Genomic DNA, 23,592 nt, shown 5'->3' with positions numbered 1-23,592 from the left:
ACGACGTTACACCTTCTCGATTTCGGGTTTACCAAGAAGACCGGTCGGACGGAAAATCAACACCAGAACGAGAATAGAGAATGCTGCAACATCCTTGTATTCAATGGTGAAGTAACCGGACCAGAAGGCTTCGATCAGGCCGATCAACAACCCACCGAGCATCGCACCCGGAATAGAGCCGATGCCGCCCAATACGGCTGCTGTAAAGGCTTTCATACCGGCAAGGAAGCCGATGTAAAAGTCGATCACACCATAGTAAAGGGTAACCATCAAGCCTGCAACGGCTGCAAGCGCAGCGCCCATGACAAAGGTTGTGGAGATCGTACGGTCAACGTTGACGCCGATAAGGGCAGCCATTGTACGGTCTTGTTCTGTTGCGCGTTGTGCGCGGCCCAGTGATGTTTTGTTGATCAGCAACGTGAAAATTGTCATCAGGACGATTGTCAGGACGATGATGAAAATTTGCAGATAGCTGATGGTAACGGTGAAGCCGTCTTTTTCCATAATCTCAAAACCGCCTGAAATGAGCGGTTGGAGCGGCTTAACGCGTGCGCCTTGTAGTACCTGCACCAGGTTTTGCAGAAAAATCGACATACCAATGGCTGAGATCAGCGGTGCGAGACGGAATGAACCGCGAAGCGGGCGATAGGCCATACGTTCAACCGTCCATCCCCAGATGGAGGTGAAGAGCATCGCCATAATTAATGCGGCGAGAAGTGCCAGTGGAAGCCAGATCCCACCCACGAGGGTGAGAACAAGAAACGTGATCATCGAAACAAACGCACCGATCATATAGATTTCGCCGTGTGCGAAGTTGATCATACCGATGATCCCGTAAACCATGGTGTAACCGATTGCGATCAATCCGTAGATTGAGCCCAATGTGACACCATTGATTAACTGTTGGGTGAAATATTCCATTTTTGCCTTTAAAAGTCTCTCACTAGTGGCGCAGCAACAAATGGTCCCGCAAACGAGACGATAAAGTAATTGCGAGGTGAAATGTTTTCAGACAAAACAATTTCCCACCAGATGTAGCCTAACCAAGTTTTCTAGATCCCAAGCCTATGGGGACCCGAAAGTTTAATTTATAGGGCGTGTTTTTTTGCCCTTATGTATTGATTTTGACTCTATCGGAGCCGGGAAGGTTGTCAAGAAAAATGGTTTTTTCAACGCAGAGATTGAGCGTTGTTTGAGTTGAAAACGTCAAAAATGTAAAAAAATTATAATATTAGGCCCCTTGCGGAATTATTATTCCGTAAGTTTTGGATTTGATTTGTATTAATTTTTCCTTTGATAGCGCTTCAGAACGATTCTGAGTAGCTTAATCAGGGAGCTTTTTTGTCAGGATATATTCCAGCTTACGGTGTGCGGCACGTTTAAGCACTTCTTCGCCCATAGTCACCGGGCCGGTGGAATGGGCCTCGGTGCCACTGTTTGGATCAATAGCGGCAACGCGCAGGTATTTGCCATACTGCCTGATTTCGAAATAGACGTTTGAAAGCTGTACTCTGCGTTTCATTGTTCACGATCACGTTGTCAATTTTTCCCTAATTTAGTCCCAATTTTTAGGAAGTCCAGAGCTATTCTCATGAAAGAGAGGCCGTCGAGTGAGGTGGAAGAATTGACGTGCTGATTGCATGCGGTGTGGTGTTTTGTGGGAAGCACTGGAGCAAAAGTTGGTAGAGGGATGTAATTTTTTGCAAACAAGGGGATGAGAGTGCCTGTTTAAGTTTGTGACAAATTTTTCGCGCCTCGTCAAAACGGCTAGCTTGTGTCCGTAGGATGAGGTCGTTGATTGCCTGTTCAATCTGATCGAACAGATAGTGCATATCATGTGGAGGGCAATCGGTGGAACCAAGCTGTTTGAGTAACCAATCGATTTGCACAAGGTGGCGTTCAATTTTCATCTCGTTGAATTGGAGAGAAGCTTTTTGGATGGCTTCATCTACGACCTTGCAGTCAACACGATTGACCATTTTAGCGACAAGGCTGTTTGGGGGGCGAAAGCGCGGGGCGTCTTGCGCCGTGTGGTCTTTGTAATTGGGGCGGTCGGGGCCAGCATAGTCACGGGTCACAATAAAAGTACGTGCATTATTTTGGATCATATTGTCAATGAAGCCGATGATATCCATCATAGAGAGTGGTTTGGTGAGAATTTCATCACACCCGCTATGGCGCAGAGGATCATGGAGTTCAGTCTGGTGTTTCTCTGTAATCACCAGAATAGTCGCAAATGGTTTTTTGCTGGATTTTGCATGTCTGATTTCTTGGATGAGAGTGGTGAGCTCGTAGATACCAAAGGCGGCATCAAGGATAATCAGATCAAAGTTCTTATGGCGGGTCTGTTCAGTAATTTGTTGGTAGATGCTGGTGTCACAGATATCGCGAAAACCGTGGCTAAAGAGACCGCTTCGTAATCCGTGCCGAGTTTGCCGGTTTGGATCAGCCAACAACAGGTTTACGCGTGAGATGCCTTCTTTTGTTACTTCTTTTTTCTTGCTGGGTTGCACCGTGATTAGGCTGTTTTTCTCCTGTTCGCGCACTTTATCATAGAGAGCGACGGTGTGATCTGACGTTTTGCGTAGGCGCTTAATGACTGTTGAAATCAGCGAGTGAAGAAAGGGATCGGCTGACTTTAGCTTTGTGTCAAAGGATGTTTTGTTGATCGCAATTGCCTCGACTGTGTCGATGGCGACGACAGTTGCCGAGCGCGGACTGTCAGCAATAATCGCCATTTCACCAACGATATTGCCCTGCCCGGCTTTTGCGATTGAGATTTTTTTACCGCTTGGCCCGCGTTTGGAAATGCGCACGTTTCCCTTTTTGATGATATAGGCGAAGTCAGGCTTTTCCCCTTCTTTGAACAGGACGGATTTGGGCTTGAAGTGGACGTATTGGAGCGCTTGATTTGACACGACATATCTCTCTTTAAAATGTGTTTTTCTTTTTTTAAGGAAATAGACGAATAATCAACCTAACGATGTGATCGGTATCACTGGGGGTATTTTTTGACTGGAATAAAAAAAAAGGAGCTTTCCGATTGGAAAGCTCCTGAGAAGTGAATGAACTTGGTGATTTTACATGTTTCTGCGGTATTGGCCGCCAACTTCAAACAGAGCGTCAGAAATTTGGCCCATAGAGCAGGAACGAACAGCTTCCATGAGAACGTCAAACATGTTGCCGCCAGCTCTTGCGGTATCTTTCAACTTCTGAAGTGCTTTTTCACCTTCTTCTGCGTTGCGTGTTTGGAATTCGCGCAAGCGGTTGATTTGGCTTTCTTTTTCTTCAGTTGTGGAGCGGGCCAAGTCGGGCGTGATTGGTTCTGCTTCTTTCGGGTTGAGGAAGGTGTTCACCCCGATGATTGGCAGGGAACCATCATGTTTTTTCATTTCATAGTAAAGCGACTCGTCTTGAATTTTGCCGCGCTGGTAACCTGTTTCCATGGCACCTAGCACACCCCCACGTTCGGAGATACGTTCAAATTCGCGAAGGACGGCCTCTTCAACAAGGTCGGTGAGTTCTTCGACAATAAACGCCCCTTGGTTCGGGTTTTCGTTTTTCGCCAGTCCGAATTCCTGGTTGATGACCATTTGGATAGCCAAGGCACGGCGCACAGACTCTTCTGTCGGCGTTGTAAAGGCTTCGTCATAAGCATTTGTGTGCAAGCTGTTACAGTTGTCGTATGTCGCCAGTAAGGCCTGTAAGGTCGTGCGGATATCGTTGAAATCCATTTCTTGCGCGTGCAGTGAACGGCCAGATGTCTGAATATGGTATTTCAGTTTCTGGGAGCGTTCGTTTGCACCATATTTAAAGCGCATTGCAGTTGACCAGATACGACGGGCGACACGACCAAGGACAGTATATTCCGGGTCCATCCCGTTAGAGAAGAAGTAGGACAGGTTCGGGGCAAAATCATCAATTTGCATGCCACGTGCCAGATAGCTTTCTGCGAAAGTGAAGCCATTGGACAAGGTAAAGGCCAATTGGGAAATCGGGTTGGCGCCTGCCTCCGCAATATGGTAGCCGGAGATGGAGACAGAGTAGAAGTTACGGACATTGTGATCCACGAAGTACTGCTGAATATCCCCCATCATTTTCAGGGCGAATTCTGTAGAGAAAATACAGGTGTTTTGGCCCTGATCTTCTTTCAGAATATCAGCCTGTACGGTCCCGCGTGTGTTCGCCAATGCCCATGCTTTGATTTTTTCGATCTCTTCATCAGTCGGGATACGACCGTTGTCTTTCTCGAATTTGTCAAGCTGCTGATCGATAGCTGTGTTGAGGAACATGGCAAGGATCATCGGAGCCGGACCGTTGATGGTCATGGACACAGAGGTGCTGGGTGCTGTCAGGTCGAAGCCGTCATATAGCACTTTCATGTCATCCAGTGTGGCGACCGAGACGCCGGAGTTACCGATTTTACCATAGATATCGGGGCGGTGATCCGGGTCCTGACCATAAAGTGTCACGGAGTCAAATGCAGTTGAAAGACGTTTGGCATCAGAATGTTGTGACAGATACTTAAAGCGACGGTTGGTGCGGAAAGGATCGCCCTCCCCTGCAAACATACGTGTCGGGTCTTCCCCTTCGCGTTTAAAGGCGAAGACACCAGCTGTGTAAGGGAAGCTGCCGGGGACGTTTTCTTTCAGCAACCATTTGAGGATTTCGCCTTCGTCTTCAAACTGTGGCAGAGAGACCTTCGGGATTTTCAGACCAGAAAGGCTTTCATACTTCAGTGACGTGCGGATTTCGCGGTCACGAATTTTGACCACATATTCGTCACCGGAATAGTTTTCTTTCACTGTCGGCCAGATATCAAGAAGCTTGTGGCAACGACCATCCAGCTCCTGATCACGTTCTTTTAACAGTTTGCGAATGGCTTTCTTGCCCTTTTCGCCAGCTTCTTCCAGCATGCGGATAGTTTCGCGCAATTGTTGGCGCTCACGGGCAATTTTGCTTTGCTTGGCGATTTCTGCGTGGTAGCCGCGAACCGTGTCCGCAATCTCAGCCAAATAGCGACGACGCTCTGGTGGAACGATCGCTGTTTTGGGGGAAGAATGACGGATGCCCGGTGCTTCTTTCAAAGTTGTTTTCAGCTTACCGAGCTTTTTGTCCTTAAGCTTTGTCACCAGTTCATAATAAAGCGCAGTCACGCCTTCGTCATTGAAACGCGACGCGATGGTGCCGATGACAGGCATGTCTTCGGGTTTAGAATGGAACTGTTCGCGGTTGCGCATGACTTGTTTGGCAACATCACGCAAGGCGTCCATCGCGCCGTTCCGATCAAATTTGTTGATCGCGACGATCTCTGCGAAATCGAGCATATCGATTTTTTCAAGTTGGGAAGCGGCCCCGAATTCAGGTGTCATGACATACATGGGGAAGTCAACATAAGGGACGATGCCTGCGTCACCCTGCCCGATCCCCGGCGTTTCAACGATGACAAGATCAAAGCCTGCAGCCTTACAAGCATTGATGATGGAGGTCATACTTGCCGGAACTTCGGCTTTATTGTCACGTGTCGCAATAGAGCGCACATAAATATTGTCGGCCTTATTCGCGTTCATGCGGATACGGTCACCGAGTAACGCGCCGCCTGTTTTACGGCGTGTCGGGTCGATGGCGAGAACAGCGATATTCGGCTCATTTGAATACATGCGGAAGCGGCGGATCAATTCATCTGTCAGGGAAGATTTACCCGCACCACCTGTACCGGTAATCCCGACAACCGGAATTTTACCATTTTGTTTTTCACCCGCTTCATCGATTTCGCTTTTCAGCTTGTCGCTCAGCTGATCATTTTCAAGTGCTGTGATGAGGCGTGCGAGATCTAGTTTGTCGCCTTTTTTCAGTTTGGCGAGGCTTTTGGGGCAGGAAATGTCTTTTGCCGGCGCATAGTCCGAACGTTTGACCATATCTTGAATCATGCCTTCAAGGCCCATTTTGCGACCATCTTCGGGAGAGTAAATTTTCTCAACACCATGGCTCATCAGATCTTGAATTTCGTCAGTGACGATTACGCCGCCACCGCCACCAAATACCTTGATATGGCCTGCGCCACGTTCTTTCAGCAGGTCGATCATGTACTTAAAGTACTCGACATGCCCGCCCTGATAAGAGCTAACAGCGATGCCTTGCACGTCTTCTTGGATTGCAGCGGTAACGATCTCGTCCACAGAACGGTTGTGACCAAGGTGGATCACCTCAGCCCCATTGGACTGTAGGATGCGGCGCATGATATTGATGGAAGCATCATGCCCGTCAAACAGGCTGGCAGCTGTTACAAAACGTACCGGGTTTTTAAGCGTGAAAGCCTTTTGATTTGTATTCTTGCTTGTGTTTCCGTCAGGCATGTGTACCTCCCAAAGTATGATGGCAATAAATCGGTACAGGAATACCGATTTATGCTTCTTGAAAACGCCCTACCTTAGATAAAGGAAGGACGCTGCAAAATGCCAACCCGAATTTTCAGGTTGCCATGAATCTATTAATTACGTTTACGTAAACGTAAAGCAAGGAATTTGGAAGGTAAAGTAAAAAAATGTTAAAAAACGAAGACCTTCTAAGATTCTGCGAGAAACATTGAGCTTTGGGCTTTTTGAGGCGATAATTTTAGCGAAGTGAAAAACGTCTGTATGGTATCTTTTTCGGCTTTATCCCCTATTTTTCTATGTACATAAACTTCTTCTAAATCAAAAAAGCGGCTACCAGTGCACGCTGAACGTCATCGAACTTGACGCAAACTTGTTGAAATGGTCTTTATGTATCCTCTTTTACACCTTGGATAAATTAAGGATAGGCTCATGTCTGATAAGCAACTACATCCAGAAACGCTGGCGCTTCACGCTGGTTATCGTAACGACCCTACGGCAAAATCGGTTGCTGTTCCTATTCATCAGACGACGTCTTATCAGTTTGACAGCGCAGAACATGCGGCAAACCTTTTTGCGCTCAAAGAATTTGGCAATATCTACACCCGTATTATGAACCCGACCAACGATGTGTTGGAACAACGCTTGGCAGCCCTTGAAGGTGGCGTTGCGGCTTTATGCGTGTCTTCTGGTCAATCTGCGGCGACATTGGCGATTCTGAACCTATGTAGCGCAGGTGACAACTTTGTGACTTCCACGGACCTTTATGGTGGGACATGGAACTTGTTTGCCAATACCTTTAAACAAATGGGTATTGAAGCTCGCTTTGTTGATCCGACTGACCCGGAATCTTTCCGTGCAGCAACGGACGAGAAAACACGTCTTTATTTTGCAGAGACGTTGCCGAACCCGAAACTGAATGTCTTCCCGATTAAAGAAGTTGCCGACATTGGGCGCGAATTGGGTGTACCGCTGATCGTGGATAATACAGCTGCCCCGTTGATTTGCCGTCCGTTTGACCATGGCGCGGCTGTGGTAATGTATTCCACAACCAAATATATTGCGGGTCACGGCACGTCGGTTGGTGGTGTGATTATTGATGGCGGTAATTTTGATTGGGAAGCACAAGGTGATCGTTTCCCGACATTAAATAAGCCGGATGCGTCTTACCATGGGGCGGTTTGGACAGAAGCGGTTAAGCCGTTGGGTCCGATTGCCTACATCATTCGCGCACGTGTGACATTGTTGCGTGATATCGGTTCTGCAAGCAGCCCGTTCAATGCATGGCAGATTATTCAGGGACTGGAAACATTGCCGCTACGTATGCGCCAACATTGCGAGAATGCGGAGAAAGTTGTTGCTTTCCTTCAGTCACATGACAAGGTCGCGAGCGTAACCTACCCTAGCGTTCAAGAAGGTGAAGCCAAACGCCGCGCCGAAACATACCTTAAAGGCGGCAACGGCGGTTTGGTTGGCGTTGAGCTTGCGGGGGGGCTGGAAGCCGGTCGTACGTTTATCGACTCACTGGAATTGCTGTACCATGTAGCGAATATTGGGGATGCACGTTCCTTGGCAATTCACCCAGCTAGCACGACACATTCTCAAATGACACCGGAAGAACAGGCGGCAGCTGGCGTGAGTGCCGGCTATGTCCGTTTGTCCATCGGGATTGAACATGCTGACGATATCATCGCTGATATCGAACAGGCTTTGGCAAAAGTATAATCTTTGCCATAATTTAAGCATAAACGCCGGGCATAACCTGTCCGGCGTTTTTTTTGATGAAGGGGGACTACTGTGTCACGACCGCATTTTCTAACCAACGCATCCTTTCCGCGCACGCGTATGCGCCGGACACGACAAACAGAATGGTCGCGCCGTATGGTCCGCGAAAATCATTTAAGTGTGGATGACCTTGTCTGGCCAGTCTTTGTGCTGGAAGGCGAAAACCGTCGTGCACCTGTGGCATCAATGCCTGAGGTGGAGCGATATTCGGTTGATCTATTAGTTGACGCTGTTGGGGAAGCTTATGAGCTTGGCATTCCCGCAGTGGAGCTGTTCCCCTACACAGATCCGGCGTTGAAGACGTCTTGTGCAAAAGAAGCGTACAATAAAGATAATCTTGTTTGTCGTGCGACACGTGCGATTAAAGACAAATACCCTGACATGGGCGTGATAACGGATATTGCGCTGGACCCCTATAACAGTGATGGTCATGACGGGCTGGTCGTTGATGGTGTGGTCTTGAATGATGAAACCATTGAGGTTTTGTGCAAGCAAGCGATTAATCAGGCAGAGGCTGGCTGTGATATTGTCGCTCCGTCCGATATGATGGATGGACGCATGGGCGCTATCCGTGATGCATTGGACGCAGCGGGCTATCAGAATGTCCAAACCATGTCTTATGCGGCAAAATATGCGTCAGCCTTTTATGGTCCGTTTCGTGACGCGGTTGGTTCTAGCACTGCGCTGGGCCAAGGCGATAAGAAAACCTATCAGATGGATCCCGCCAATACGGATGAGGCCTTGCGTGAAGTGTCGCTGGATGTAGCAGAAGGTGCGGATATGTTTATGATAAAGCCGGGTATGCCTTATCTGGATATTGTCCATCGCATCAAGGAATCGTTTGGGGCACCTGTTGCTGTGTACCATGTCAGTGGCGAATATTCGATGTTGAAGGCGGCTGTACAAAATGGTTGGCTAGACAATGACCGTGCAGTACTGGAAAGCCTGATGTGCTTTAAACGTGCGGGCGCGGATATCATCTTTACCTATTGTGCTGTGGAAGCTGCAAAGTTGCTTCAGCAGTAAAGCGAAGGTGAAGACGCAATAAAAAGGGCTGCACCTCAAAAGAGGGCGGCCCTTTTTATATCTCTATTTTTTGACTTAGGAAACAGCAGCTGATTTGCCGTCGCCTGTTTGAATGTCCAGCATACGGTCAACATCCAGAACAACCATCAATTGACCATCAAGGCGGTAAACGCCTGAGGCAAACTCACGCCAGATTGGGTCAAGCGTGCTTGGGTTGCGTTCGTAGTTTTTCTCATCAAGGCTAAGAACTTCGCCGACAGTATCGACCAGCAAGCTATAGAGTTCATTCACATGCTCAACAGTTACGCCCATGCTTTGTCCGCCGTCTTTACGTTTTGGCAGACCAAGGCGAACACGTACATCAATAACGGTGACGATACGACCACGCAGGTTGATGGAACCAGCGACTTCTTTTGGTGCCAGCGGAATAAAGGCAATGTGGTCAGGCATCAGAATGTCCTGAACTTTGAGGACAGGAATACCAAACAGCTGGTCCGCAATTTTGAAAGTTACATAATCTTCCAGACCATCCCCTTTGATAAGGTCTGTTGATTGTCCTTCAGTTGTCACAAGCTGATTCATAGTTTTTTCTCCGGCCATTCACATTTGGCATATTATCTTGAGCTTCGATAAAGCGTTTCCCAAAAGATTTAAAAACAAATTAGCAAGAAAATCCACTCAAGAGTGAATCAATTTTATGTTTTCATCTTATGAACATTCAAATTAACTGTTCAACCATTGTTTTACAAGGGCGATTTGTTCTGGATCCATTAAAGCTGGGGCATGCCCGGTTTTTGGGATCTCGATAAGCTCTGCATCCGGTCCTCGTCGTAACATTTCTTCAGCGGTTTTTTTGCTTAGAAGCTCGGACGTCTCCCCTCGAAGGATCAGGACAGGACATTTTATCATCTCCCACAGTGCCCAAAGGTCCACGTCTTGCGGATCGGTTTCCTTGATGGGAACCGCCAATGCGGGGTCGTAATGCAGGTTAAACCGCCCATCGGCTGTGCGTTTGGCGCTATGTTCTGCCAGATGACGCCATTGGTCGTCTGTAAGGTCGCCAAAAGGTGCGTGGACCAGTCGCAAGTGTTGTTCAAGGTCTGAAAGTGTGTCGAATGTCGGGTTTAAACCAAGGTAATCTGCGATGAACCCCAAAGATTCCTTTGAGATAAACGGGCCCACATCATTTAAGATCAGGCGCTGGATGGGGGAATTGGGTTGTGCGGCGAGCATCATACCGATGAGGCCTCCCATTGATGTACCTAGCCAGTCAACTTTTTCTCCCTGGATTTTGGCAAGTAAGGCGGCCATATCGTTGACGTAGACGGGAAAGCCGTAATCATGTGGGTTTATCAGCCAGTCGCTATATCCCCTGCCCGCCACATCTGGGCAAATGACCTGATACTGATCAGCCACACTACTGGCAAAAATATCAAAATCTCGACTGTTGCGGGTTAGGCCGTGTACGCAGACCAGTTTATGTTCGTTTTGCGTATCGCCCCATTGAGTGTAGGCGATACGATGAAAACCGTGGGGACCAAGGCTGAGATAACTATTTTGCTTCATGTCGGGTGGTATGCCTTTCAAACAGATTGCCTTATTGTGGGAAATTGATAGTTTGGAAGTCAAACAATTATTTTGCGGAGATGATAAAGATATGACCGACCCGATTTTAGTTGAGCGTGATGGTGCCATTGTAACGATTGTCTTGAACAACCCGGATAAAAGAAATGCACTGACAAAACCAGCGTGGCAAAAACTTGGGGACGTGGTGGAAGACTTATCCGCAGATAACGACCTGCGTTGTATCATTATCCGGGGCGCCGGTGAGGCGGCCTTTGCGGCTGGTGCAGATATCTCGGAATTTCCATCTGATCGCTCTACGGCAGCCCAAGCCAGGGCGTATGGGGATGTGGTCACTCGCGCGGTTAAAGCGATTGAGGAATGTCAGCATCCGACGATTGCGTTGATTAAAGGCGCTTGTACAGGTGGCGGGCTTGAAATCGCCTGTGCCTGTGATATCCGCATCGCCGGAGAAAGTGCCCGTTTTGGCGTGCCGATCAACAAATTGGGCCATACGCTTGCCTATCCGGAACTAGAAGCGATTTTGCGTCTGGTTAGTCCCGCTGTTATGCTGGAGCTCTTGTTGGAAGGACGTGTTGTGGATGCCGAGTTTGCCAAACAGGTGGGGCTGATCAACCGGATTGTTGAAGATTGGGAGGTTGAAGAAGAAGTGCGCCTGTGTGCGGACAGAATTGCCAAAGGGGCTCCGCTTGCGGCACGGCTGCACAAGAAAATGGTCCGCCGTTTAAAACAGCCTGCCCCTCTGAGCCAAGCCGAATTGGACGAAGCCTTTTCGACGTGTGACTCAGAAGATTATCAGGTTGGCTATAAGGCCTTTATGGCGAAAGAAGCGCCTGAATTTAAGGCCCGATAGTTACAGGGTTTTATAGCCGCCTTTAAAGTAAAGCAGGGCATCCTCTTGATCGGACTGATGTAACATGGTGACTTCACCCACAAAGATGGTGTGGTCACCACCCAGATAAGCTGCGGCACGTTTACATTCCAGATTAGCCAGTGTACCTGCAAGCACAGGCACACCATTCTTGCCTTCCGACCAGTTCACCTGATCGAACTTATTGTCGGTCGGGCCGGCAAACAGGTTGGACAGGTCTTGCTGTTCTGAAGACAGGATGCCGATATTAAAGTTGTCGGTTGTTGCGAAGATATCGCAGAGGGGGCTTTCATTTTTCAATGAGAACAGCACCATGGGGGGCTCAAGAGAGACAGACGCAAAGGAATTGATCGTCACGCCGATCAAGCCGCTATTGATATCTTTGGCGGTGACAACAGTGATACCTGTTGCAAACTTCCCTAATGCATTTCTGAATTCCCGTTGATCGATGCTCATATGTATATCCGTATTTTCTGATTGATAGCAGTTGAATAGAGATTGTGCACCACTGCGTCAATAGCTTGTTAATTCAACTCAATCGGCTTACCTTATGATATATATGAAGTCAATTGTATGATTACGAAGGAAAAATCATGGCTGGAGACCATTCCAAAATGCCGACAGAACAATGGCAACCGCATGTGGAGAGAAAGATCGCATCAGGTCCAGACCCGGTTGAAAATCCGGAATATTACGATGGTGTTTCTGTTAAACGGATCATTGCTTATGTAATTGATTTTCTAATTTGTGGCTTTGTGGGTATTATTGGGACGATTATTGCCAGCATTGTTGGCGTGATGAGTTTTGGTCTTCTTTTTGGTCCGTTGATGGCGTTGCTTGCCTTGATCCCTCTGGTCTACCACACTTTTTTCATCTCGTCTGATCAAGCCGCTACGATTGGCATGCGGATGATGGGGGTGCGCGTCTACCGTCTTGATGGGGGACGGCCGGAGATTTTGCAGGCGTTTATTCAGACGGCGGTTTTCTTTTTGACCGTTGCGCCGACATCATTTTTAATTTTGATCGTTTGCCTGTTTAATTCACAGCGCCGATGCTTACATGATATACTTGCAGGTACATTGATCCTGAACAAGATCGACTAAAGATGTAGAAAATAAATCCATGAAGCACGACCGAATTAAGTCAAAAGTCTTTTTTTATACAACGTCGCCTTTGTCCTGTCCTTACCTTGAAGGACAGGTTGAACGCCGTATTGTGACAGAATTAACGGGTACTGATTCGGATGATTTACACAACGCTTTATCTAAAAGCGGTTTTCGCCGTAGTCATTATATGGCCTACGCGCCGGTTTGCCCCAATTGCAATGCCTGCATTCCGGTGCGGGTCGATGTTGCGAACTTTAATCTGAGCAAAAGCTGGAAAAGGATCAGGAATAAATTTGCACATTTGGATGTGACCCTTTGTCCTGCCCGCGCCACACAAGAACAGTTTTCTTTGTTTGAAGCCTATCAGAAGAGCCGCCATTTTGATGGGGATATGGCGTTGATGGACTTTTTTGACTACCGATCCATGGTGGAAGAAACACCGATTCCAACGTCTGTTGTTGAGTTTCGTGAGGGGGGCAAGTTGGTCTCTGCCTTGTTGATGGATCATCTTGATGACGGGGTGTCGGCGGTCTATAGTTTCTTTGATCACGCGAAAGACTATCAGGGCTTGGGGAACTATATGGTTTTGTGGGCGATTAATGAGTGTGCAAACAATAATCTGCCTTACGTTTATCTTGGTTATCTCATTAAAGACTGTCGCAAAATGTCTTATAAGTCCCGCTATTCTCCGCTTGAAGGCTGTGTGGATGGTGTGTGGACAGCGCTTGATCCCCTATAAAATACCTAAATATTGCAATCAACTACGCATTTATAGGTAGTCGATAGCAATTGCATCCTTTGGCGAATAGTCGTAATCTAGCAAAATATTGGTAATTTTATTACCCGTTCGATTGGGAGATCGAACAATCTTTATTTTGTATGTGATTAGGGAGGTTTTTCACATGAAGCGTCGTGATTTTCTAGCCGGAACAGCAACGGGTGTTGCGTTGGGTGCAGGTGCACTGGCCCTTTCGGCTTGTGGCGAAGATAAGAAAGAAGAGAAAAAAGCAGCACCGGCTGTTTTAAAAAAGAAACGTGAACTTAAAATGGTCACAACATGGCCGAAGAACTTCCCAGGTCTGGGAACGGGTGCGGCACGTGCGGCGCAACGTATCACGGATATGTCTGATGGCGAACTGACTGTAAAGTTGTTCTCTGCTGGTGAACTGGTTCCTGCCTTGGAATCTTTTGATGCTGTTTCTAACGGCACAGCAGATATGTACCATGGTGCAGAATATTACTGGCAGGGTAAGCACAAAGCGTTCAACTTCTTCACAGCTGTACCGTTTGGTCTGACAGCGGGTGAAATGGATGCGTGGATCCACCATGGTGGCGGTCAGGCATTGTGGGACGAACTGGCTTCTGGTTTTAACGTGAAACCTTTTGCTTGTGGTAACACTGGCGTTCAAATGGGCGGTTGGTTCAACAAAGAAATCAACAGCGTAGAAGACCTTAAAGGTCTTAAAATCCGTATGCCGGGTCTGGGTGGCGAAGTACTGCGTAAGCTTGGTGCTGCAGCGATCACGCTGCCGGGTGGTGAAATCTTCCCGTCTTTGCAATCTGGTGCGATTGATGCGACAGAGTGGGTTGGCCCATGGAACGATCTGGCCTTTGGCTTCTACAAAGTTACTAAATTCTACTACTACCCAGGTTTCCATGAGCCGGGCTCTACCCTGTCTTGTGGCGTAAACCTTGATGTCTGGAAATCTCTGACACCGTCACAGCAAGCGATCGTTGAAAACGCGACAATGGCTGAAAACAACTACATGATGGCTGAATTCAACGCTCGTAACGGCGATAGCCTTGAGGTGTTGTTGAAAGAACATGGCGTTCAGTTGCGCAAGTTCTCTGACGAAATCATGCAGCAAATCGGTGAAGCTTCCGGTGAAGTCATGCGCGAAGTAGCGGCTGCTGACGAAATGACTGGGAAAGTCTTCAAGAGCTTCGCAGACTTCCGTAAGAAAGCCATGGGTTGGTCAGATCTGTCTGAAAAATCCTATTGGGAATCACGTGGCTTGTCTTACAAGTACGACTAACTTTCTTGCTAAGGCGGCATCCGTATGGATAGCCGCCTTTTCTCTTTAAAATAACGGAGACTTACTTTGGGATTTCTCGTGGGGCTTATGCGCACGATTGATGGTTTCAACAGAGGTATTGGCAAGACGTTCGCGTGGTTGGCCGTCATTATGGTTTTGACCCAGTTCGCAGTTGTTTTGATGCGCTATATCTTTGGGATCGGATCCATCATGATGCAGGAATCGGTCGTTTATATGCACTCTTTGTTGTTTATGATCGGTGCCGGTTATACGTTGCTTACAAACGGACATGTCCGTGTTGATGTTTTTTATCGTGAAGCCAGTATTCGTAAAAAAGCGATGATCGATTTATTCGGTGTCGTATTTTTACTGCTGCCGGTTTGTATTCTGATTGGTGAAAGCTCTTGGGCCTATGTCGCGCAGTCTTGGTCCATTTTCGAAGGATCCAAGGAGACAAGCGGTATTCATGGTGTTTTCCTGTTGAAATCAGTCATTCTGGTTTTCTGCATTCTGCTTGGATTGCAAGGGATTGCGATGGCATTACGTTCCTATCTTATTCTGAAAGGCGTTGTGGTGCCTGAAGAAGATCAAGAAATTCATGAGGTGCCTTAACCATGCTTATTGCTGAAATTTTGTGCATCACCATGTTTGCGGTGACTTGTGGCTTCTTGATGTTTGGCTTCCCTGTGGCCTTTACGCTGGCGGGGACAAGTATCTTTTTTGCAGCCCTTGGCGTTGCACTAGATGTCTTTAACTGGGGTTTGTTTGGCGCCTTGCCATCCCGTATTTTCGGGAACGCGATGACGAATGAAGTCTTGATCGCCGTCCCCCTCTTTATCTTTATGGGCGTGATGCTTGAGCGCTCTAAAGTGGCAGAAGAATTGCTGGATAGTATGGGCATGCTGTTTGGCTCCATGCGCGGTGGTTTGGGTATTTCCGTTTCCATCGTTGGTGCTTTGCTTGCGGCCTCTACCGGTATCGTTGGTGCTACGGTTGTTACCATGGGGCTGTTATCGCTTCCAACAATGTTGAAACGTGGCTACAACCCTTCCCTTGCTTGTGGTTCCATTTGTGCGGCGGGGACGTTGGGGCAGATCATACCGCCATCCATCGTTCTTGTTTTACTGGGTGACCAGATTTCAAACGCTTATTCTGATGCACAGCGTGCGTTGGGCAATTTCTCGCCGGAACCTGTTTCTGTCGGTGATTTGTTTGCGGGCGCCTTGATCCCGGGGCTGGGGTTGGTTGGGATGTATATCCTTTATCAGCTTTTAGTCGCGTGGTTGAAGCCGGAAACATCTCCTCCCATCCCTGAGGAAGAGCTGAATGTTGAAGGTCTTGGTAAGCGGATTGCCCATGCTTTGATCCCGCCGATCGTATTGATTGTTGCGGTGTTGGGGTCAATCTTGGCTGGTGTTGCCACACCGACTGAGGCGGCTGCTGTTGGTTCTATTGGTGCGATCTTGCTAGCGGGCTTGCGTCAGGATGAGAGCCATGGTGTTCCGTTCTATGCTGCCGGCTTGGCCCTTGTTGTCATGTTGATTTTGACAAACACAATGGACCTGCGCGTCAATATGGATGAAACAACACTCTCCAATATGATCGGGATCGGTGCTGTTTCTGCCTGTGGGTTGGTTTTGGCCTATGGTGTTTTTGTCGCGTTGAAGCGTGTATATGACGTAGAAATTCTTCAGAATGTATGTCGCTCAACGATGGATATTACGTCCATGGTATTCGTTATCCTGATCGGTGCATCTGTCTTTTCCCTCGTTTTCCGTGGGCTTGGCGGTGACGATATGGTTCACGAAATGCTCTCGGATCTGCCGGGTGGCGTTGTTGGTGCCATGATCGTGGTGATGCTGGTGATGTTTTTCCTGGGGTTCTTCCTCGACTTTATCGAGATCACTTTTGTGGTCGTGCCGATTGTGGCGCCAGTCTTGTTGATGATGGACCTGAACCCGGTCTGGTTGGGCGTGATGATGGCGATGAACTTGCAAACATCCTTCCTGACACCACCGTTTGGTTTCGCCTTGTTCTATTTGCGTGGTGTTGCACCGAAGTCGGTGTCGACGATGCAGATTTACAAAGGGGTATTGCCTTTCATTGTTATTCAGATGATTGGTTTGCTTCTTCTGGCGATCTTCCCCGGTTTGGCAACATGGTTGCCGACGGTAATCTTTGGATAAGACAGGTTTTATCCAGATACATAAAAGGCCGGACGATGAAACGTCCGGCCTTTTTTTGTTGAGTGACTCGTCCTGAAACAAATTGACAGAGTATAGACTTATTCTGGCACGGATTAGAGTTAAGCAATCCGTATATTGTCAAGGAAGGTGTGAACCTTTTCCTTCAGTTCTTCGGTTTGTTTGTTAACTTCATCAGCAGCCCGATTGACTTCAACCGCTGTCTGTTCGGTCAGGGACGCACCTTCATTGACGTTTTCAACGTTGGCAGAAACTTCTCTGGTCCCATCTGCGGCAGTATGGACGCTACGGGCAATCTCGTCAGTTGCCGCCTGTTGTTGTTCCATGGCAGCTGCAATGGAAGCGGACGCTTGACTAATCTGATTGATGACGTTGGAGATGTTTTGAATCGCATCCACAGCATCGGTGGTCTTGTCCTGAATTTGGTTAATTTGAACAGAAATCTGACTGGTTGCTTCGCCCGTTTGTACGGCTAGATTTTTCACTTCGCCGGCGACAACGGCAAAGCCTTTCCCCGCTTCCCCTGCCCGCGCAGCCTCAATCGTGGCATTGAGGGCCAGCATGTTTGTTTGATCGGCAATGTCGTTGATCAAATCAACAACCTTTCCAATTTCTTCAACGGATTGAGACAGGCCGAGAATAAGGTCATTTGTTATACTGGCTTGTTCGACAGCCGTTTGACCGATTTCTGTAGACTGGTTGATTTGCTCATGGATAGAGGCGGCAGAGGCGGAGAGCTCGTTGGTGGCCGCAGAGACGGTTTCTACGTTCTGGGACGTCTTGTCGGTTGCCAGTGCCGCTTGTTCGACTTCCTGCGTGGTCTTGCGGGCAATGTTGGACAGTTCTTGTGAGCTGCTGGACATCATTTTGGCAGAGGTGCTCACAATATCTAGCGACTTTGTCGACTCTTCATTGAAAATTTTCAGCAGTTTATCAATCGTCTGTGCGCGTTTTTCTTTAATCGCATCTTCTTCTTTCTGTTCATCTTGTAGTTTTTTCACCTGAATGGCATTTTCTTTAAAGATGTTGATCGCATTTGCCATTTCACCAATGACGTTTTTGTAATCAAGACCATAAACATGTGCATCCAGATTGCCGTTGGTGAGTTCGCCCATTGTGTCTTTGAGGCTGGAGATCGGTAAGTTGATCATACGGGTGATGTATAGAGAGAGAAGAATGGTAATGATCAAGGCAGCAACAATCGTTCCAATTACAATCGCCCCAACTTGAGCTTCCGCTGTTTCTGCCCGATCCGTTACAAGCTGAATTTCTGTATGCATGCGATCTTCCAATTTTTGCTTTAGGGGAAGGGCTTGGCGATACAGTTCATCCATTGCAGAAATTTCATCAATGTTCGTTAGCCGTAGAATGGCGAGTTCATTGAATGTTTGAGTGTAAAGGTCTATTGCCTCAAGAAGTTGCTCCAGTTCAGCGGGGTCAGCGGCTGTTACAAGCTTTTTGAGGTTCTTGCCGAGATAAGATACGCGTTTGATCACACGTTTATTGTTTTCCAAAAGAAACTGGCTGGTCTTAAGTTGCATATCGGTCAGAACGCTAATAACTTCCTGACTGTTGATGCCGGCCATTACGCCGTTGATCAATATACTATGATTTCGCATATCACCGCGCAGCCCACTCTTGGGGTCTAGTCCGATTTTGATCGCATTTTCAGCAACCTTATCGAATTTCATCGCATAATATTCATATGTCTTGGTGAAATTCTGAAGTTCTGCTGTCGCTTCTTCATTATTTTGGAAGAGAGGGTTTTCTAATAGCGCTTTTTGTTGTTCGTTGATCTTTGTTTGAAGCGCTTTATGGGCTTCTACACCTTCAATATCGAGATTATATAAAAATTGTTTTTCAACGATGCGTGATTGCATGAAAGTTGAACTGATAAGGTCGACCGCTAAGGCCGTCTGCTGAATTTTCTCTTTTTGTACTTCGGCATCTTTGATGATGTGGCCTTGATAGCTGTTGATCCCTTGTACGATAACTAAAGCAACCAGTGAGATAAGTGAAATAACCCCTATCTGCCAGCTAATTGGGACGTTTTTAAAGATATGTTTCATAAGTCTCTCAGTCTTTGCCTTATTATTTTATCGGCAAATAGTCTAGGGTTGATACGGTCTCTCTGTTTTCCCAAAACACAGTACCTTTGACGGTGCATCATGCCGTCACTGATATCGGATCCTATTTACTATAGGTGAATACACGTATCCTTTTGTGAAAAAAAACTAAGAGATATATTGTTGCATTTTTTTTAAATCATAGATTTTTTTAAGACTAAAATTTCTTTAGTTTTGAAATATTGTAATTATTAAAAACATCAGATTGTAAAAAATAGTAAAGAATCGCAGGCAAACAAAAAAGGCCGGTGATATTACACACCGGCCTTTTGGGAATTTTTGGTCGTTTGCCCTATACTGCTTGGAGCATAGGTTTACCTTCCCGATGTTCTTCAGGTGTAATCCCTAATTTAGCGAACATGTTCTGGTCATCAGATACGCCTTGGTTACCAGCGGTGAGCAACTTGTCACCGTAGAACATTGAGTTTGCCCCGGCAAAGAAGCAGAGGGATTGCAACTCTTCGCTCATTTCTTCGCGGCCCGCAGACAGACGGACATAAGATGCAGGCATTACGATACGGGCAACTGCGATGGTGCGGACAAAATCGAAATGGTCAATTTTTGCTTTTGCTTCAAATGGTGTTCCCTCAATCGGGATCAGCATGTTGATCGGAATACTTTCCGGGTGCTTCGGCAGGTTTGCCAACGTGACCATCATGGAGGCACGGTCTTTTTGTGTTTCACCCATGCCAATGATGCCGCCTGTGCATAGTTTGATGCCTTTGTCACGGCAGCGGTCCAGTGTGGCAAGACGATCATCATAGGTACGTGTCGTGACAACTTTGTCGTAATATTCCCGTGACGTGTCGAGGTTGTGGTTGTAATAGTCCAGACCAGCCTCTTTCAATTGTGCGGTTTGTTCGTCGGACAACATGCCCAATGTCATGCAGGTATCCATCCCCAAAGACTTGACGGATTTCACCATGTTGATGATTTCCGGCATGTCACGGTCTTTAGGGGAGCTCCAAGCTGCCCCCATACAGAAACGGGTCGCACCGCCGTCTTTAGCAGCCTTAGCTGCCTCGATGACCTCATTTGTCGGGATCATCTTTGATGCCTTCAGGTCAGCGCCATTGTGGGCACTTTGTGAACAGTAGTTACAATCTTCTGCACAACCACCTGTTTTAATGTTTAACAGGGTGCTGAGTTGAACTTTGTTCGGATCAAAATTTTGACGGTGAACCGACTGTGCATGGAAAAGCAGGTCGTTAAAGGGCAAAGCAAACAGGGCTTCGACTTCTTCAACAGTCCAGTCATTTCTTGGTGTAGCTGAAATTTGAGAGGTCATTGGTTCTATCTTCATTCTATAATACCTGAGTGGCGCACCACGTTATTTAACAAAATAAATACGCGAGCTTCAGGAAAGATTCAAGATAAATCGGCATTTGAATACCGATTTATCTTTTAGGGTTTTATAAGTCGTTGTTTTTATGAAAACTTGTTATTTCTCGGGAAACCGTTTGGCGCCAGACGTCCTGCCCCTGCCCGTTTTCCAATCCATGGCAACAGGTCTGTAACCGTGCGTGTACGGTCACTGCCGCCGCCCATTTGCCAGGAAATACCGTCTTCCAGATTAAAGCTCATGACGTCAGACATGCCGCCATCGCGGTATTTCTGCAAGATTACGCCACGGCCACGGTTCATGTCCGGCAATTCTTCGACCTTAAAGATCAGGAGTTTGCGGTTGTCACCAACCACGGCAACGGCATCCCCTGTCAGTGGAATACAGGTCTTTGCTTTCTCTTTATCTTGTAGGTTTAGAACCTGTTTGCCGTTTTTAGTCTGGGCAACAACACTTTCTTCCTCAATCGCAAAACCACGACCTGCGCTTGAGGCAACAAGCAGTTTTCGTTCAGGGACATGAACGAACATGTCTATGATGTCGTTTTCATTGCCGATATCGACCATGAGACGGACTGGCTCACCATGTCCCCGCCCCGGTGGCAGTTTGTCACAGCCAATGGTGAAGAAGCGCCCGTTACTGGTAAAGGCTAACAGTTTGTCTGTGGTATAGCCTTTGAGGACGAAACGTGCTTCGTCGCCATCTTTGTATTTGATTGCACTTTCATCGTTGTTGTGACCTTTGAACGCTCTGATCCAGCCCATTTTGGAACAAACAACAGTGACAGGTTCGCGTTCGATAAAGGATTCAAAGTTAACGATATCTGCACTCGGGGCATCACCGAAGCTTGTCCGTCGTGCGCCCAGCTCGGTTTTCTGACCAAATTGCTTTTTGGTTTCGCGGATTTCGTTTGCAATGTTGGTCCATTGCAGCCCTTCGTCAGCCAACAGTTGTTGCAGGCCCTCGCGCTCTTTACTCAGTTCGTCGTGCTCGGATTTCAGTTCCATTTCTTCGAGCTTACGCAAAGAGCGCAAGCGCATGTTGAGAATGGCTTCTGCCTGTACTTCTGTCAGGTTAAACGTCTTCATCAATTCCTGACGGGGGTGATCTTCTTCGCGGATGATGCGAATGACTTCATCTAGATTGAGGAAGGCAATTAGATAGCCTTCGAGAATTTCCAGACGGCGGTCAATCTTCTCAAGACGGAACTTGGATCGGCGAACCAAAACGTTACGACGGTGATCAAGGAAGGCTTGTAAAACTTCCCGCAAATCCATAACACGCGGGGTTTGGTCCGCATCCAGAACGTTTAGGTTCAGGTTAAACCGGATTTCCAGTTCTGTGAGTTTGAAAAGTTGCTCCATCAAGACTTCCGGCTCGACCGTGCGGTTGCGCGGTTCGATAACGATGCGGACTTCTTCAGCTGACTCGTCACGGATATCTGCGAGCAGGGGCAATTTTTTCGCAATGAGAAGTTCCGCGACCTTTTCAATCAGCTTGGACTTTTGAACCTGATACGGAATATCACTGACAACGATCTGATACATGCCATGGGAAAGTTCTTCCTTTTCCCATTTTGCCCGCAGCCGGAAAGCACCCTTCCCTTTGCTGTAGGTGTTGATGATGCTTGCGCGATCTTCAACAAGCACACCGCCTGTGGGGAAGTCAGGACCGGGGATCAGTTCGACGAGTTTATCGATACTTGCATTCGGGTGCTTAATCAGATGGAGTAAGCCGTCACACAGCTCGCCTGCGTTGTGTGGTGGAATGTTGGTGGCCATCCCCACCGCAATCCCGCTGGATCCATTTGCGAGCAGATTTGGAAAGGCTGCAGGCAGGACGATGGGTTCTTGCTCTTCACCGTCATAGGTTTCGCGAAAGTCTACGGCGTCTTCATCAATATTACGCAGCAATGCCATGGCGACTTCTGTGAGGCGCGCCTCGGTATAACGCATGGCAGCCGCATTATCGCCATCAATGTTACCGAAATTCCCCTGTCCATCTACAAGGGGATATCGTACTGCAAATTCTTGTGCCAGTCGGACCATGGCTTCGTAAACAGAACTGTCACCATGCGGGTGATACTTACCGATCACGTCCCCGACCACACGGGCACATTTTTTAAAGCCTTTTTGAGGGTCCAGTTTCAACTGTCGCATGGCAAATAAAAGGCGGCGGTGAACCGGTTTTAGACCGTCTCGCACATCTGGTAGTGCACGTGATTTAATGGTTGAAACAGAATAGGCGAGATAACGCTCACCCAGTGCATCGGCTAGTCGTGTTTCGCGGATATCGCCCGCGTGAATGTTTTCTGACATGTAGGTCGTAAACTCAATAAAATGAACGTTAACGTTTGCGCGCTAGTTTAGCGATCTATTTCAATCGGTCAATAAAACGCTTTCGTACCATTGGAATCTTCTTTCCAACAGGTGCCAAAACATGACGGGTGAGGAAGTGCTCTGTGATCTCAAAAACGCATAAAAGGTCACTTTTAGTGGGCTTAACCTCGTCTACTAGCAGATGGTATGGCAAAGGGAACAGCTTGTTTTTAAAAGGTTCCCCCGCATGACGGCTGACCGCCCGCCCGGTTTTGGGGGAAATATAAATTAAATCACCGTTCTGTCCTGTTGCAGCACAGGAGGAAAGGTCCAGTCCATAGCCAAGTTCATTTAAAAGACCTAATTCCCATTTTTGATATATTTCGGGCCAAAGGCGTGTTTCATCCAACATCGTGAGCAGGATCAGGCTGGCCCCAAAAATACCTTCAACAGGCTGTCGTTCTGGAAGGCAGGCTTCTGCCATCGCACAAAGGGTGTTTAGGTTTGCGAGTTTATCGCGGTTGGTCATGGCGTTGGCGCTGAAGCTTTCTTCGGGTTCAATCAGGATTGTCCCGAGGTGTTCTTCTAATCGTCCTCTCCATTCCAGGCGCAGAAGGTTGCCGGGTTGGAGGTGTGCGGATAGCTTTTTCCCTGCCCCGCCACGGATCAGCCCGCTGGTCCGCCCGTGTTCGCGTGTTAAAAACGTTGCAATAACAGCGCTTTCCCCATGTTTGCGGGTCGTGAGAACAATACCAAGGTCGGTCCAGATCATGAAAAGCCAAATTAAATCAAAAAACTCTTGGGAAGATGGCCTATGATT

Annotated in this window: 19 protein-coding genes; 8 read left to right on the top strand and 11 right to left on the bottom strand. The window is 47.6% G+C overall.

Features of this window, described 5'->3' with window-relative positions:
- Positions 1 to 6: 6 nt before the first annotated feature.
- The 4 genes from Q397_RS0106460 to icmF form a co-directional block, all read right to left on the bottom strand.
- Entirely contained in the window at positions 7 to 921 is a 915-nt protein-coding gene (locus Q397_RS0106460) for an ABC transporter permease subunit (RefSeq protein WP_028878714.1), read from the bottom strand.
- A gap of 403 nt (positions 922 to 1,324) precedes the next feature.
- A complete protein-coding gene (locus tag Q397_RS0106455) occupies positions 1,325 to 1,522 on the bottom strand; it encodes a DUF6898 family protein (protein ID WP_028878713.1) in 198 nt (65 codons plus the stop codon).
- Positions 1,523 to 1,589: 67 nt separating this feature from the next.
- Complete coding sequence (locus tag Q397_RS23935; protein WP_051609777.1) at positions 1,590 to 2,918, bottom strand: cyclic nucleotide-binding domain-containing protein; 1,329 nt, start codon at positions 2,916 to 2,918, stop codon at positions 1,590 to 1,592.
- A 162-nt stretch (positions 2,919 to 3,080) separates the two neighbouring features.
- A complete protein-coding gene (icmF, locus tag Q397_RS0106445; protein WP_028878712.1) occupies positions 3,081 to 6,356 on the bottom strand; it encodes a fused isobutyryl-CoA mutase/GTPase IcmF in 3,276 nt (1,091 codons plus the stop codon).
- A gap of 450 nt (positions 6,357 to 6,806) precedes the next feature.
- Between icmF and Q397_RS0106440 the strand changes: the two genes are divergently transcribed.
- Together Q397_RS0106440 and hemB are read left to right on the top strand one after the other, a co-directional pair.
- Complete coding sequence (locus Q397_RS0106440) at positions 6,807 to 8,099, top strand: O-acetylhomoserine aminocarboxypropyltransferase/cysteine synthase family protein (RefSeq protein ID WP_028878711.1); 1,293 nt, start codon at positions 6,807 to 6,809, stop codon at positions 8,097 to 8,099.
- Positions 8,100 to 8,171: 72 nt separating this feature from the next.
- Positions 8,172 to 9,185 (top strand): porphobilinogen synthase, encoded by a 1,014-nt coding sequence (gene hemB / locus Q397_RS0106435; RefSeq protein ID WP_028878710.1) that lies wholly within the window; start codon positions 8,172 to 8,174, stop codon positions 9,183 to 9,185.
- A 75-nt stretch (positions 9,186 to 9,260) separates the two neighbouring features.
- On the opposite strand, the gene Q397_RS0106430 is transcribed toward hemB, so the two are convergent.
- Positions 9,261 to 9,767, bottom strand: a complete 507-nt coding sequence (locus tag Q397_RS0106430; protein ID WP_051609783.1) for a chemotaxis protein CheW — start codon at positions 9,765 to 9,767, stop codon at positions 9,261 to 9,263.
- Between the two features lie 141 nt (positions 9,768 to 9,908).
- Positions 9,909 to 10,751, bottom strand: coding sequence for an alpha/beta fold hydrolase (locus tag Q397_RS0106425; RefSeq protein ID WP_028878708.1), 843 nt, complete (start codon positions 10,749 to 10,751; stop codon positions 9,909 to 9,911).
- A 91-nt stretch (positions 10,752 to 10,842) separates the two neighbouring features.
- Here Q397_RS0106425 and Q397_RS0106420 point away from each other — a divergent pair, with 91 nt between their 5' ends.
- A complete protein-coding gene (locus Q397_RS0106420; RefSeq protein ID WP_028878707.1) occupies positions 10,843 to 11,622 on the top strand; it encodes an enoyl-CoA hydratase-related protein in 780 nt (259 codons plus the stop codon).
- Here the strand turns inward: Q397_RS0106420 and Q397_RS0106415 are convergent, their stop codons facing one another.
- Positions 11,623 to 12,096, bottom strand: coding sequence for a flavin reductase family protein (locus tag Q397_RS0106415; protein ID WP_028878706.1), 474 nt, complete (start codon positions 12,094 to 12,096; stop codon positions 11,623 to 11,625). It abuts the gene before it with no gap.
- 137 nt (positions 12,097 to 12,233) lie between these two features.
- On the opposite strand from Q397_RS0106415, the gene Q397_RS0106410 reads away from it, so the two are divergent.
- The 5 genes from Q397_RS0106410 (at position 12,234) to Q397_RS0106390 (ending at position 16,968) form a co-directional block, all read left to right on the top strand.
- Positions 12,234 to 12,743, top strand: coding sequence for an RDD family protein (locus Q397_RS0106410; RefSeq protein WP_084148966.1), 510 nt, complete (start codon positions 12,234 to 12,236; stop codon positions 12,741 to 12,743).
- Between the two features lie 19 nt (positions 12,744 to 12,762).
- A complete protein-coding gene (locus tag Q397_RS21380; RefSeq protein ID WP_051609776.1) occupies positions 12,763 to 13,485 on the top strand; it encodes an arginyltransferase in 723 nt (240 codons plus the stop codon).
- A gap of 163 nt (positions 13,486 to 13,648) precedes the next feature.
- Positions 13,649 to 14,782, top strand: a complete 1,134-nt coding sequence (locus Q397_RS0106400) for a TRAP transporter substrate-binding protein (protein ID WP_028878704.1) — start codon at positions 13,649 to 13,651, stop codon at positions 14,780 to 14,782.
- Between the two features lie 66 nt (positions 14,783 to 14,848).
- A complete protein-coding gene (locus Q397_RS0106395; RefSeq protein WP_028878703.1) occupies positions 14,849 to 15,394 on the top strand; it encodes a TRAP transporter small permease subunit in 546 nt (181 codons plus the stop codon).
- 2 nt (positions 15,395 to 15,396) lie between these two features.
- Complete coding sequence (locus tag Q397_RS0106390; protein WP_028878702.1) at positions 15,397 to 16,968, top strand: TRAP transporter large permease; 1,572 nt, start codon at positions 15,397 to 15,399, stop codon at positions 16,966 to 16,968.
- 119 nt (positions 16,969 to 17,087) lie between these two features.
- Here Q397_RS0106390 and Q397_RS23930 read toward each other — a convergent pair whose 3' ends face one another.
- From Q397_RS23930 to recO, 4 genes are all read right to left on the bottom strand, one after another.
- Positions 17,088 to 19,055, bottom strand: a complete 1,968-nt coding sequence (locus Q397_RS23930) for a methyl-accepting chemotaxis protein (protein ID WP_051609775.1) — start codon at positions 19,053 to 19,055, stop codon at positions 17,088 to 17,090.
- 349 nt (positions 19,056 to 19,404) lie between these two features.
- On the bottom strand, positions 19,405 to 20,415 hold the full coding sequence (gene bioB / locus Q397_RS21370; RefSeq protein ID WP_417782401.1) for a biotin synthase BioB: 1,011 nt from the start codon (positions 20,413 to 20,415) through the stop codon (positions 19,405 to 19,407).
- Positions 20,416 to 20,540: 125 nt separating this feature from the next.
- A complete protein-coding gene (gene parC / locus Q397_RS0106375) occupies positions 20,541 to 22,772 on the bottom strand; it encodes a DNA topoisomerase IV subunit A (protein ID WP_028878701.1) in 2,232 nt (743 codons plus the stop codon).
- Between the two features lie 55 nt (positions 22,773 to 22,827).
- Complete coding sequence (gene recO, locus Q397_RS0106370; protein ID WP_028878700.1) at positions 22,828 to 23,544, bottom strand: DNA repair protein RecO; 717 nt, start codon at positions 23,542 to 23,544, stop codon at positions 22,828 to 22,830.
- Positions 23,545 to 23,592: the final 48 nt, after the last annotated feature.

The sequence above is a fragment of the Terasakiella pusilla DSM 6293 genome, assembly GCF_000688235.1.
GTDB lineage: Bacteria > Pseudomonadota > Alphaproteobacteria > Rhodospirillales > Terasakiellaceae > Terasakiella > Terasakiella pusilla.
This window is presented reverse-complemented; position numbering and strand designations above follow the sequence as displayed.

Coding starts and splice junctions, on each gene's coding strand:
- Q397_RS0106460 (WP_028878714.1), bottom strand. CDS start 921: ATGGAATATTTCACCCAACAGTTAATCAATGGTGTCACATTGGGCTCA.
- Q397_RS0106455 (WP_028878713.1), bottom strand. CDS start 1,522: ATGAAACGCAGAGTACAGCTTTCAAACGTCTATTTCGAAATCAGGCAG.
- icmF (WP_028878712.1), bottom strand. CDS start 6,356: ATGCCTGACGGAAACACAAGCAAGAATACAAATCAAAAGGCTTTCACG.
- Q397_RS0106440 (WP_028878711.1), top strand. CDS start 6,807: ATGTCTGATAAGCAACTACATCCAGAAACGCTGGCGCTTCACGCTGGT.
- Q397_RS0106430 (WP_051609783.1), bottom strand. CDS start 9,767: ATGAATCAGCTTGTGACAACTGAAGGACAATCAACAGACCTTATCAAA.
- Q397_RS0106425 (WP_028878708.1), bottom strand. CDS start 10,751: ATGAAGCAAAATAGTTATCTCAGCCTTGGTCCCCACGGTTTTCATCGT.
- Q397_RS0106420 (WP_028878707.1), top strand. CDS start 10,843: ATGACCGACCCGATTTTAGTTGAGCGTGATGGTGCCATTGTAACGATT.
- Q397_RS0106415 (WP_028878706.1), bottom strand. CDS start 12,096: ATGAGCATCGATCAACGGGAATTCAGAAATGCATTAGGGAAGTTTGCA.
- Q397_RS0106410 (WP_084148966.1), top strand. CDS start 12,234: ATGGCTGGAGACCATTCCAAAATGCCGACAGAACAATGGCAACCGCAT.
- Q397_RS21380 (WP_051609776.1), top strand. CDS start 12,763: ATGAAGCACGACCGAATTAAGTCAAAAGTCTTTTTTTATACAACGTCG.
- Q397_RS0106400 (WP_028878704.1), top strand. CDS start 13,649: ATGAAGCGTCGTGATTTTCTAGCCGGAACAGCAACGGGTGTTGCGTTG.
- Q397_RS0106390 (WP_028878702.1), top strand. CDS start 15,397: ATGCTTATTGCTGAAATTTTGTGCATCACCATGTTTGCGGTGACTTGT.
- Q397_RS23930 (WP_051609775.1), bottom strand. CDS start 19,055: ATGAAACATATCTTTAAAAACGTCCCAATTAGCTGGCAGATAGGGGTT.
- bioB (WP_417782401.1), bottom strand. CDS start 20,415: ATGAAGATAGAACCAATGACCTCTCAAATTTCAGCTACACCAAGAAAT.
- parC (WP_028878701.1), bottom strand. CDS start 22,772: ATGTCAGAAAACATTCACGCGGGCGATATCCGCGAAACACGACTAGCC.
- recO (WP_028878700.1), bottom strand. CDS start 23,544: ATGATCTGGACCGACCTTGGTATTGTTCTCACGACCCGCAAACATGGG.